The 11,193-nt window shown below is 61.7% G+C and carries 10 protein-coding genes and 1 pseudogene; 4 read left to right on the top strand and 7 right to left on the bottom strand.

Annotated features, from left to right (window positions below):
• Positions 1 to 932, top strand: a pseudogene (locus Y708_RS25665) (polyketide antibiotic transporter); the annotation flags it as partial.
• A gap of 15 nt (positions 933 to 947) precedes the next feature.
• On the opposite strand, the gene Y708_RS0115920 reads toward Y708_RS25665, so the two are convergent.
• Together Y708_RS0115920 and Y708_RS0115915 are read right to left on the bottom strand one after the other, a co-directional pair.
• Positions 948 to 1,676: a response regulator gene (locus tag Y708_RS0115920; RefSeq protein WP_051479086.1), complete on the bottom strand. Its 729-nt coding sequence runs from the start codon at positions 1,674 to 1,676 to the stop codon at positions 948 to 950.
• Between the two features lie 2 nt (positions 1,677 to 1,678).
• Positions 1,679 to 2,863: a sensor histidine kinase gene (locus Y708_RS0115915; RefSeq protein ID WP_028280690.1), complete on the bottom strand. Its 1,185-nt coding sequence runs from the start codon at positions 2,861 to 2,863 to the stop codon at positions 1,679 to 1,681.
• Positions 2,864 to 2,982: 119 nt separating this feature from the next.
• Between Y708_RS0115915 and Y708_RS0115910 the strand changes: the two genes are divergently transcribed.
• Both Y708_RS0115910 and Y708_RS0115905 read left to right on the top strand, forming a co-directional pair.
• The gene (locus Y708_RS0115910) at positions 2,983 to 4,032 is read left to right on the top strand and encodes a 3-isopropylmalate dehydrogenase (RefSeq protein WP_028280689.1); all 1,050 of its coding nucleotides are present in this window, start codon (positions 2,983 to 2,985) and stop codon (positions 4,030 to 4,032) included.
• 84 nt (positions 4,033 to 4,116) lie between these two features.
• Positions 4,117 to 5,223 (top strand): branched-chain amino acid aminotransferase, encoded by a 1,107-nt coding sequence (locus Y708_RS0115905; RefSeq protein ID WP_028280688.1) that lies wholly within the window; start codon positions 4,117 to 4,119, stop codon positions 5,221 to 5,223.
• A gap of 15 nt (positions 5,224 to 5,238) precedes the next feature.
• Here the strand turns inward: Y708_RS0115905 and Y708_RS0115900 are convergent, their stop codons facing one another.
• From Y708_RS0115900 to Y708_RS0115890, 3 genes are all read right to left on the bottom strand, one after another.
• Positions 5,239 to 6,777 carry a putative bifunctional diguanylate cyclase/phosphodiesterase gene (locus Y708_RS0115900; RefSeq protein ID WP_028280687.1) on the bottom strand — a complete coding sequence of 513 codons (1,539 nt, stop codon included), beginning with the start codon at positions 6,775 to 6,777 and terminating at the stop codon, positions 5,239 to 5,241.
• Positions 6,767 to 7,093, bottom strand: a complete 327-nt coding sequence (locus tag Y708_RS0115895; protein ID WP_216699816.1) for a DUF7793 family protein — start codon at positions 7,091 to 7,093, stop codon at positions 6,767 to 6,769. Before Y708_RS0115895 ends, Y708_RS0115900 begins: the two co-directional genes overlap by 11 nt.
• 407 nt (positions 7,094 to 7,500) lie before the next feature.
• Entirely contained in the window at positions 7,501 to 8,544 is a 1,044-nt protein-coding gene (locus Y708_RS0115890; RefSeq protein ID WP_051479070.1) for a hypothetical protein, read from the bottom strand.
• 232 nt (positions 8,545 to 8,776) lie between these two features.
• Here Y708_RS0115890 and Y708_RS29335 point away from each other — a divergent pair, with 232 nt between their 5' ends.
• Positions 8,777 to 8,950, top strand: a complete 174-nt coding sequence (locus tag Y708_RS29335) for a hypothetical protein (RefSeq protein WP_155853906.1) — start codon at positions 8,777 to 8,779, stop codon at positions 8,948 to 8,950.
• 129 nt (positions 8,951 to 9,079) lie between these two features.
• On the opposite strand, the gene Y708_RS0115880 is transcribed toward Y708_RS29335, so the two are convergent.
• Together Y708_RS0115880 and Y708_RS25660 are read right to left on the bottom strand one after the other, a co-directional pair.
• A complete protein-coding gene (locus tag Y708_RS0115880; protein WP_155853905.1) occupies positions 9,080 to 10,108 on the bottom strand; it encodes a hypothetical protein in 1,029 nt (342 codons plus the stop codon).
• A gap of 150 nt (positions 10,109 to 10,258) precedes the next feature.
• On the bottom strand, positions 10,259 to 11,193 hold a 935-nt coding region (locus Y708_RS25660), incomplete at its 5' end, for an integrase catalytic domain-containing protein (RefSeq protein WP_051479069.1).

Below are 11,193 nucleotides of genomic sequence, written 5' to 3'. Positions count from 1 at the left end.
GGGGACAGCGCTCCCGGCCGTTCTCCGCCGCCGATCCCGTACCGCTCCTGGTTCTCACCGGCGCGGCGATCGTGCTGGCGCTGACCGCTGTGCTGATCCGTAGCCGCAGGAACCTGGGGGCGAGCCTGCTGCAAGAGCGGGCAGGCAGGGAGCGCGCGGGTGTGGGCGGTGCTTCGTTTCTGGGCCTGGCCTGGCGCCTTCAGCTGTCCACCCTGATTGGCTGGTGCGTGGGGGCAGCCGTGATGGGCGGTATTGCCGGTGGACTCGGTCCCGTGGTCAACGATGCAGTTTCCGGCAACGATTCGCTCCGGGAACTGATCGGGCGGCTGGTTCCGGGAAGCCGGGCAGAGATTATCGACCTGTTCACCGCCGCGCTGCTGGGCATGGCCGGTGTCCTCGCTGCGGCCGCCGGCGTCCAGGCGGTGCTGCGGCTTCGTGCGGAAGAGGTGGAAGGGAGGGCCGAGCTTCTCTTCGCGGCACCTCTCCCGCGGGCACGCTGGCTTGGCGCGAATCTGGTGTTTGCTGCAGCGTCGGTGGCGGTCGTGGCAGCAGTGGCGGGAATTGCGGCCACTGTGAGCCTGGCCTTCTCTGTTTCGGGGAGCGGGCAGCAGTCAATACTGGTGGCCGCCGCCTTGGCACACGTGCCGGCGGCGACGGTCTTTGTCTCGGCAACGGCCGTTGCCTTCGCAGTCCTGCCCCGGCTGAGCATCCCGCTGGGCTGGGGAATGCTGGTAGGAGGCCTGGTGCTGGGCCAGTTTGGCGAACTGATGCGCCTTCCCGGGTGGTTTCAGGATTTGAGCCCGTTTCGTCACTCAGCGGCGATGCCCGTTGAAGCGTTTGACCCCGCGTCCGCGGCGCTCATGAGCCTTATTGCCCTGGCAGGCGCTGGAATTGCTGCCTTCCTGATTGGCCGGCGGGACCTCACCGGATAATGCAGCGGGAGTTCATCAGGGACGGACCACGCCCGTCTCGTAGGCCATCACTACAGCCTGGACGCGGTCGCGGGCCTGCAACTTGGCCAGGATATGGCCCACGTGCGTCTTCACGGTTGCCTCCGACAGGTACAGCCTCGCGGCTATTTCCGGGTTGGAGAGGCCCTGGGCAATGAGCTCAAAGACCTCATGCTCGCGGGTGGTCAGCCTGGCCACTGCGGCCGCGCTGGTGTCTCTCGTCTCGGATGTCCGGCGCAGCATGGGTGCCACATGGTCCAGCAGGCGGCGGGTGGTGGACGGCGCAATGACCGCGTCCCCGCGGTGTACTGTCCGGATGGCCTCCAGTAGCTCCTCCGGCGGAGCATCCTTGAGGAGGAAGCCGCTGGCGCCCGCCTGGATGGCCGCCAGCGCATACTCGTCCAGGTCAAACGTGGTGAGCACAACGATCTTCAGTTCCGCGTGCGCAGATCCGGCGGGTTGCCCCGCTGCCCTGCCAAGAAGTTGCCTGGTTGCCTCGATCCCGTCCATCCCGGGCATGCGGACGTCCATGAGTACGACGTCGGCGCGCGTCGCCGCGAGCGCAGTGACGGCATCGATCCCGTTCCCTGCCTCGCACACCACCTCAAGGTCAGGCTGGGAGTTGATCAGCATGGTGAAGCCGCTGCGGACAAGCTGCTGGTCATCAACCAGCGCTACCCGGATCCTGGTCGACGTGGGGGTCGGGGTAGTGGATTGCTCCGTCATCATCAGGCCTCCGTATAGGGAATGAACGCGTGGACGCGGTAGCCGCCGCCGGCGCGGGATCCGGGATCCACTGTTCCATCGTAAAGTTTCAGCCGTTCCGCCATTCCCTTGATGCCCTGGCCTGCTCCCGCGGTGGCGGGATCGGGCGCGGCGCCGCGGCCGTCGTCGTCGATGGTCAGGTCAAGGCCCTTGGCCCCCCACGCCAACAGCACGGAGGCCGAGGTATTGGGACCGGCATGCTTGAGAACATTGGTCAGCGACTCCTGGATCACCCGGTAGCCGGTGAGCTCGGCGCCCGCAGGCAGCGGGCGGCGCGGGGATGCGATGACGGCGTAGGTAACCTCAAGGCCGGCGCGCTCAACCGTGTCCACCAGCGCCTGCACGTCAGCCAGGGTGGGCAGTGGGCGGGTGGATGCCGCTTCATCCCCGCGCAGCACGCCGAGCAGCCGCCGCATTTCGCGCAGAGAGGCACGCCCTGTCTCAGCAATGGTGCCCAGGGTTGCGGTGGCAAGGGCCGGGTTGGTGGCTCCCGCGTATCGGGCACCGTCGGCTTGGGTGATGATCACGGAGAGGGAGTGCGCAACGATGTCGTGCATCTCCCGTGCGATGTGGCTGCGCTCATCGGCTGCGGCCAGGTCGCGTTCCTGTTGCCGCTCCACCTCAAGCCGGCGTGCACGGTCCTCCAGCGCCTGGAACGTCAGCCGGCGCGTGCGTGCGAGGTCGCCAAACGTCCAGCACAGCAGCACGACAGCCACGGCAAAGAACATGTACAGCGCATAGAGCGGCAGGGCCACGAAGCCCGTTTGGTAGGTATTGAGGCCAAACTGGCCCACTCCCACCACCATGCCCAGGCAGGCAATGCCGAGTCCGGTGAAGCTCGCCCAGCGAGGTGCGTACGCGGCCAGCGCGTAGACCATGAGGAGCACCGACACCTGGGCCGGTTGAGGGGCAAGGTTGAAGGCGAGCTGACCCACCGATACCAGGGCGACGGCGGCGGCGGCGGGAACGGGGTGCGAGCGCCGCCACGCAAGCGGAATGATGAGCGCACTGGAAATCAGAAACTGTGGCGTAATGCCCACCAGCGCCCAGGGCAGGGCAAGCACAACATAGCAAAGGACCGCCGCGGCGATGTCTACCCTGCCGGGGTTTGCCCGGACCCAGGTGGCGAGCCGGTGGTGAACATCCATAGTCCCCAACTCTAGGGTGGCCGCCGGGGGCCGGGCATCCACCGCCGGTAGGAGGTTGCGGTGTCTCAGGAATTGAGACTGACTGTCCATCATGCGGATTGCCTGCCTAATCTGGTTCCATGAATGCATCCACCATTGAGCTTGCAGTAATACCTGGCGACGGCATCGGGCCCGAGGTGATCGCCGAGGCGGTGAAGGTGCTTCGCGCGGTGACCGCGGAAGCGGACTTCCGGCTGACTGAGTACAAGCTCGGTGCCGAGCATTGGCTCACAACGGGGGAGACCCTGACCGAGGAGACGCTGACGCGGCTGCGCAGTCAGGACGCGATCCTCTTCGGCGCAGTCGGGGCCGCGCCCGGGGACACCAGGATTCCCTCGGGCATCATCGAACGCGAAATGCTGCTGAAGCTGAGGTTCTCACTTGATCACTTTGTGAATCTGAGGCCGTCGCGGTTGTACAAGGGAGTCCAGAGTCCACTGACGGATCCCGGCGAGATCGATTTTATTGTGGTGCGTGAAGGCACGGAAGGCCCCTATGTGGGCAACGGCGGATCCCTCCGGGCGGGAACGCCCCACGAAATTGCCACGGAGGTCTCCATCAACACCGCTCATGGAGTGGAGCGCGTGGTGCGAGATGCTTTCCGACGGGCAAGCGCACGGCCCCGCAGGAAGCTTACACTGGTGCACAAACACAATGTCCTGGTTTACGCGGGGCACCTCTGGAAGCGCACCGTGGAGGCGGTTGCCCTGGAATTTCCGGAGGTCTCGCACGACTACCTGCACGTGGACGCGGCCATGATCTTCATGGCGACCGACCCGTCACGGTTCGACGTTATTGTTACCGACAACCTCTTCGGCGACATCATCACGGATCTGGCAGCCGCCGTCACCGGCGGAATAGGCCTGGCCGCGTCCGGAAACATCAATATGGACCGCACCGCGCCGTCCATGTTTGAGCCGGTCCATGGATCCGCTCCGGATATTGCCGGCCAGCAGATAGCAGATCCAACCGCGGCGATACTCTCGGTGGCGCTGATGCTTCACCACCTGGGTTTCGATCACGCTGCGGAGCGTGTGGAGCAGGCGGTGGAGAACGACGTCGCCACCCGGGCAGGTATGCAGCGCACCACAGCAGAAATCGGCAATGCGATTGCGGCCGCAGTGTCCTAAAGTGGTTAGGAACCATTAACTGATTCAGCCATAACCCGCTGCACAGCCGCGCTGACGCGCTGTGCAGGCAACCGCGGAGGGACCATGACCACCATCGAACTGGAATTTGCCCAGCACCCATCCACCAGTCCCAGGACACCAGAGCAGCGCGAAGCCATTCTGGCCAGTCCCGGCTTCGGCAACCACTTCACCGACCACACAACGGTTGTTGACTACGCGGTGGATGCGTCGGGCGCAGGCGGCTGGGGCAATGCCCGCCTGGAGGCCTATGGCCCCATCGCCCTGGATCCGGCGGCCGCAGTGCTGCATTATGGCCAGGAGATCTTCGAGGGTATGAAGGCCTACCGCCACGCGGACAACTCGATGTGGACATTCCGTCCGGAGGCAAACGCCGCGCGGCTGAACCGTTCCGCGGCGAGGCTTGCCCTCCCGCAGCTGCCGGAGAGCATCTTCCTGGAGTCGCTGCGCCAGCTTGTCTCCGCAGACAAGGAATGGGTGCCAACACGCGACGGCGAGAGCCTCTACCTGCGGCCATTCATGATCGCCACTGAGGCATTCCTTGGTGTGCGTCCAGCGCGCGAGGTGTCCTTCCGGGTGATCGCATCACCTGCCGCGAACTACTTCGGTGGGGAACTTGCCCCCGTCTCGATCTGGCTCTCCCGGAACTACGCGCGTGCCGGCCGCGGCGGAACCGGTGCCGCCAAGTGCGGAGGCAACTACGCGGCGTCGTTGGCTGCCCAGCTTGAAGCCGAGGCGCACGACTGTAAGCAGGTGCTCTTCCTTGACCAGTTCAACGACAATGCGGTTGAGGAACTTGGGGGGATGAACGTGTTCTTCGTTTTCAAGGACGGTACATTGGTGACGCCGTCGTTGACCGGAACCATTCTTGAGGGCATAACCCGGTCATCGATCATCCAATTGGCCAAGGACCGCGGACTGACTGTCCAGGAACGCAAGATCACGCTGGACGAGTGGCGTGAGGGTGTTTCGGCGGGAGATATCACCGAGGTGTTTGCCTGTGGGACGGCAGCGGTGATCACCCCGATCGGTCAGCTCAAGGACGGCGATGACGTGATCGGTGCCCCTGACTCCCGCGCGGGCGAGGTCACCATGTCCATCAGGGAGCAGCTCTTGGGCATCCAGACAGGCGTGTCCGAAGACGTCCATGGGTGGCTGACCCGGTTGGTCTAGGCGGCTAGTGCTGATTTAGGCTGCCGGCAGATGCTGGTTTGTTTTCAGCATGCTGGTGATGGCATCGAGGGTCAAAGGCTTGCTGAAGTAATAACCTTGGCCGCTGAGGCAACCCATTTCCGTCAGTTTGCGTGCCTGCTCAGCGGTTTCAATCCCTTCGAACACCGCGTCCAATCCGGCCGCGCGGATCAGCTGGAGAATTGCGGTGATGAAGTCCGCCTGCCAGGATCCATCGGTGAGTTCGGCGATCAGCGATCGGTCCACTTTCACCATGTCGACGGGTAGGCGGCGCAGATAGCTGATGGAGGAGTAGCCGGTGCCGAAGTCGTCTATCTCGATGCAGACGCCCAGGTTCTTGAGACTCAGCAGTGAATAAGTTTCTACTTCGGCTCCAGTCACCAGTGCTGTTTCCGTGATCTCGAGCACCAGGTTGACGGGCGGGATCCGGTGATTCTTCAGCACCCCCCGTACATAGTCCACGAGGTCCAGCTGTTGCAGCTCGACTGCGGAGAGATTGAGCCTCAGCTGAAAGTCCGGTGCGAGATCAAGTTCATCACGCCACCTCTCGTACTGGGACAGGGCGGCTGCCATGACCCAGCGGTCCAGTTCGAGTATTGCGCCGATTTCCTCTGCGAGCGGGATGAAGGAATCCGGGAAGATCAGCCCGCGGGTCGGATGATTCCACCTGACCAGTACCTCGACGCCAAGTATCCGTCCATCGGTGAGGCTCACCACAGGCTGGTAATGGAGAACCAGCTCTTCATTGTTAATCGCATCCCGCAGCTCCGAAGCCATGAGCGTGCGCAACTGCCGGTCGTAGAGCATCACCGGTTCGAAAACTTTTATGGTGCTGCGGCCCAGGCGTTTCGCCTCATACATGGCGGTATCAGCTTCGAGCACCAGCGACTCGGCCGAGGCGCCCTGGTCCGCAAGCCGGATACCGATGCTTGCACGGGAATACACACTGAATTCGTCCAAATGAAAGCTCTGGTCCAGAACCTCCATCACGCGGTTTGCCACCTGAAGGGCAATCTCCATGGTGGCCTGCGAAACGAGCACCGCGAATTCGTCCCCGCCGAGCCTCGCGACCACGTCGGAGCCGCGCACCACACCTTGGAGGCGCTGGGCCACTTCGGTCAAGACGCGGTCGCCGGCGCTGTGGCCGAACCTATCATTGATGTTCTTGAACGAATCCAGGTCAAGCAGCAGCAGTGCCGGCGGCGCTGTTCCGGCGGATGCCGCAGCCAGCGCAGCCTCAATTCTCTCGACCAGGGCCACGCGGTTGGCGAGGCCGGTGAGAGCGTCCGTCATCGCCATACGCCGCATATCCAGATGAGCCTGGTTGAGCATTGCCGTGCGGCTTTCCACCCGCTTCTCAAATTGCTGATGTACAAGTTGGAGTTCTTCGGCCAATAGGTTGATACCAGTGATCACTGCATCGACGTCATCCCGTGCAGGGGACGGTTCCATGCGGCTGCTGAGATCTCCCCTCGACAGTCTGACAATTCCATCGACCAGCAGCGCCAGCCGTGGATCGCTTTTCCTAGAGCTCACCCGCGGCGTCCTTCAACCAGGCAACCGCCGATTCCTCCGCTGTAAAAAACCTGGTAGGGCAGGGCGGCGGCGTTCCGCCAAGCAGGAAATTTGCGATGACGCGGTCCACGGGGGACTCACCAACCACCGCAATGGCGGAGGCTGATTGGGACCTGCTGAAGACAGCCCGCGCTTCCCGGCTGATCGACTGTACTCCCGTAATGATCAAGAGGATGGGGCGCTGGAAGCCACCTGCCTCAGAACGCGCCTGTGCCGCCGTGGCTTCAGCGATCTCTCCCGTGATATGAGTCTCACCTGGAAGAACCAACCGGATCACGTCCTGTGTTAACCGATCGGTCGGAGCGTCGTGTTGCTGTGAGGAAATTATGGACATTTCGCCTTTCAGCGTTATCGCAGCTGAGTGGACCGCGTCATTGCGGTTATCAACTGAGTGTTAGCGGATATGCCCTGCTGGCGCTGCGGAAAGTAATTGCTTGCCCGATAGCCCGTACTTGCATGCGCCCCCCAAGCGGCCTGAGGGCGAACAAGACAGAGTTGGCCCTGATGATTTCAAAAGGAGTCTACGAGTGCCGACAGGATCGACTAAACACCCTTGGATGCCACTACTCCAAACAACTACAAACTGCCCGCTGGTGAAGCTGTGACGGAAGTAACAGTATCATTTCTTAGTTCCATTTCTCGGCGACTATTGTGGCAGCGCCGCGCCGTGGATGGTGCGATTAATCAAAGGGAGGCAGTCTGACGAAACTCTTCGATGAGTTTGCGCACATGCGATTCCCGGTCGCGGGCGCCGGACTGGTGGAAGAGCTCGCGGCTCCTCTCCAAATGAATAAGTCCTTCTACAGGGTTGTTGTTTTGCGACTGGGACTGTCCCAGTAGCAGGAATGCTTCGGCCGACGTCTGCTTGGCAAGCAGACTTGATGCCGCACAGACGGGCTTCAGCCGTTCGACGGCTGCCGCGAATTGCCCGGTCAAGAACAGCCAGTGTGCGCGGGTGAGGGCCAACTCCAGCTTGTCGCGTTCGCTCCCACCGACGATGGAGCTCGCCATCTCCGCCCGCTCGATGCATTCAAGCGTTTCCGGCTCGACAACGCCAGCCGCAAGCCTCAGCGCAGCGGAAGCGCGGTTGAACTTGGCCCATAAGTCGAGATCGTTGGTAGGTGACAGGTTCTTCGCCGCGCGTTGGTGGTATTCAGTGCCTGTCTCTGCATCCTGGCGCAGGTAAGCCACATTGCCAATCACCCAATAGGCCTTACCGGCCGTCTGGGAATTGACATCCGAGGTGATCAATCCAGCCAGTCCGAGACACTCCGTCCAAGCTTCGTCTACCCGATCACTTTCGGCTAGGGCAGCAATGAGGGCGTGTTTCGCACCGATGTGGAGGTCCGGAGATTCGCTGGCCGCCATTGCCATCGCCACCGCATGCCGAGCCTCTTCAATAGCTTCATCAAGGTTGCCTCTTCCTTGCAGGGCAACCGCAAGAAATGTCGATACGCGGGCTGCGAGGTCGGGGAATCTGACGGTGAGCGGATGGTGGTGCAGCAGCCGGACGACAGACTCTGCCTCAGGGATTGCGCCCTCCTTCTTAAGACACTCCGCTTGAAGGAAGGTCATGTTCCACCAGGCAATTTGATCGTTCTTGTCAAGGGCGAGCTCGATGGCTTCGCCGGCAATACGACGTGCCTGCTCATAGTCCCGCTGGTTCCAGGCATCACGGGCACGTAGTTCATGGAACGCATGCCTGCCCAGCTCTTCGATATGGTTCATACCCTGCACTCCATCGTTCCGTGGGCTAGTAGCCCCTTGCCCTATTCTGGCAGGGCATTGGGTGAAGGGATCCATTAGCCACCACTGTGAAGCACCTTGGGAGAAACTTTGTTAAAGATGTGGCAAAAGTGACTGATGTTACGTGTACTTATTCATATACTAGGAAAGCTTTGCAAACGCGTGATGCACTCCCGCTTCCTGCGTTCATTGTTTGAGTGGCTAAGGAAATCGAATGAAGAAGCTTTCTGCAACCTTGTTGCTGACCGCGTTTCTTGTGGCGGGAGGCGGAGTTGCCGCCAACGCGGCGGAACCCTCGAAGGCCCCTGGAGTGGTATCGAGCCAGAAGATCGGCAATTGGCCCGATGGCAGCCAGACTTACCTGCGGATCGGAAACTGGCCGGACTAATATTCCAAAGGTCCATTCCGGTTCCAGTTGAGTGGCCATGTGCACGGCGTCCGCGCCGGGTGCATGGCCACACTTCCGTTGAGGGCGGTGCCGTCGGCTCAAGGTGCCGACCCTCGAACGAAACTATCCCTAAGACCGCCCGGCGGCAACGATGTTGCGCACGTGGAGCGCACGATCGTGCGCTCCGGCCACGGTAAATGACTCCTCGCTGATCTCCAAGTGCGCCAATGCTTCAAGTTCTTCGCCCTGCGCGGCAAGCGCCTGCCCAAGCAACAGATTGGCTTCGCCGGCGGTCTGTTTGGACAGGAGAGACGCTTCGGTGCAGATTGGTCTCAGCCGTTCAATCGCCGCATTCAGTTGGCCGGTGAGTAGAAGCCAGTGCGCACGCGTCAATGACAGCTGCAGCCGGTCCCGCTCGCTGCCGCCGACAATTGAGCTGGCGAGCTCAGCGCGCTCGATACATTCCAGTGTCTCGGCATCAACAACACCCGCGGTAAGCCTCAACGCCGCAGAGGCACGATTGAAGCGTGCCCACAGATCCAGGTCATTGTTAGGGGAAAGGTGCTCTGCGGCCATCTGGTGAAACTTCGAGCCGTCGCCCAGCTGTTGCCGCATGAATGCGACATTTCCAATGACCCAGTACGCTTTGCCTGCGGTTTGGGTGTGGATGGCAGGCGAGATCAATTTTGAGAGAGCCAGGCAGGCGCTCCAGGCGTCATCCAAACGGTCGCTTTCTGCCAGCGTTGCGATGAGCGCATGTTGCGCCTCGATCTGCAGTTCCGGTGCGTGGGCAACGCCTGCTGCGCTCTCTACGGCGGTTGCAGCCTCCTCCACCGCGACATCGAGCTGACCCAAACCTTGGAGGCCAACCGCGAGAAGCGTAAAGACCCGCGCAGTAAGGGCATCGGAATGAATTGTCAGCGGGTGTTGCGCAATCAATCGCGCCGTTTCCACTGATTCCCGGACAAGACCTTCTTCCCTCATGCACTCCGCCCGAAGGAACGTCATATTCCACCAGATACTTTGTTCATCCAGTTGCTGAGCCAAGTCAGCAGCTAGACCAGCTACGCGACGAGCGGTCTCGTAATCCCGCTGCCCCCAGGCTTCCCGGGCGCGGTGCTCCTGCATTACCAGTTCACTGGATTGATTCGCTGCCACGCTTGACGTCCCATCACGCTTATGTTGTCCGTGCAGTCGCGGAACCGCCGCGATCAACTTCCACTGGTTGGACCTGTCCTGAGTTTATGCGAAAGTTCGCAATAACACATGTGTAAAACTAGGTAGAGTTTAAGGGCTTCGTGGCTCATGTCAAGATGCTCGTGTAAGTATTGTGCTTGCCTCAGCTATTTGTGCTCGCGTGGATGATGCTTCCAGCGCCCGTGTTTTCTCTGCGGCGAGTTTGATGAGTTGGTTCTGGATGGCGGTGATGCCTCGGGTGAGGTCGGCCGGGTTGGTGGTATCAATTAGTTGGGCCAGCTCGGTGGCTTTGTCCTGGGAGAGGATCCCTGAATCGAGCACGCGCTGGTACGGGGTCCGCGGCTTGTCGTAGATGCGGGCCTTTTTCCCGTGCTTGTTGGACCGCCAGCCGACCGCTTTCGTGGTGGCGGTGAAGAGGTTCAGCCGGACCCTCACGAGGGCGTAGAGCTCGTTGAGGAGCCTCAGTTCGAGGGCCGTGTCGTAGCGGTAGTGGAAAGCGTGCCGGCGGACCACGTCGCCGTTTTTCTGCTCCACGTGGGCGTTGTCGTTGGACTTGTACGGACGGGCACGGGTGAAGTAGAGGTCCTTATCATCGGCCCACTTGATCAGGGCGTGGTTGATGAACTCTCCACCATTGTCCGTATCCAGTCCGACCATGGGGAACGGCAACCGCGCAACAACATCATCCATCGCCCCCAGCACCCATTTGTGGGCGCCGTTACGGACCGCGACGTTCTCGGTCCACCCGGTGAACACGTCCGTGGCCGTCAGGGTTCTGGCGAATTCCCCGGCCAGGGTGGGTCCGCAGTGGACGACCATGTCCGCCTCGATGAAGCCGGGAGCCTGTTCGTGTTCATCGCCGGCCTTACGGACCGTGATCGAGTTACGCAGCAACGGCCCGGCCTTGGTCGCCGACAAACCACTGGGCTTCGCTGCGTCCCTGGTGGGCTTGAGTAACCGGTCAATCGTGGCACCGGAGATCTTCAGCAGCTGCGCCCGCACCAGCGGAGTAAACCGTTTCGGGTCAAGCTCCCCGTGAGCCTCAA

The organism is Arthrobacter sp. H5, assembly GCF_000520595.1.
GTDB lineage: Bacteria > Actinomycetota > Actinomycetes > Actinomycetales > Micrococcaceae > Arthrobacter_D.
The sequence above is the reverse complement of the archived record's forward strand: the minus strand, read 5'-3'. Positions and strand labels throughout refer to the sequence as shown.

Bases quoted from the DNA above. Each gene is read 5' to 3' on its own strand.
- Y708_RS0115920 (WP_051479086.1), bottom strand. From the start codon at position 1,676: ATGACGGAGCAATCCACTACCCCGACCCCCACGTCGACCAGGATCCGG.
- Y708_RS0115915 (WP_028280690.1), bottom strand. From the start codon at position 2,863: ATGGATGTTCACCACCGGCTCGCCACCTGGGTCCGGGCAAACCCCGGC.
- Y708_RS0115910 (WP_028280689.1), top strand. From the start codon at position 2,983: ATGAATGCATCCACCATTGAGCTTGCAGTAATACCTGGCGACGGCATC.
- Y708_RS0115905 (WP_028280688.1), top strand. From the start codon at position 4,117: ATGACCACCATCGAACTGGAATTTGCCCAGCACCCATCCACCAGTCCC.
- Y708_RS0115890 (WP_051479070.1), bottom strand. From the start codon at position 8,544: ATGAACCATATCGAAGAGCTGGGCAGGCATGCGTTCCATGAACTACGT.
- Y708_RS29335 (WP_155853906.1), top strand. From the start codon at position 8,777: ATGAAGAAGCTTTCTGCAACCTTGTTGCTGACCGCGTTTCTTGTGGCG.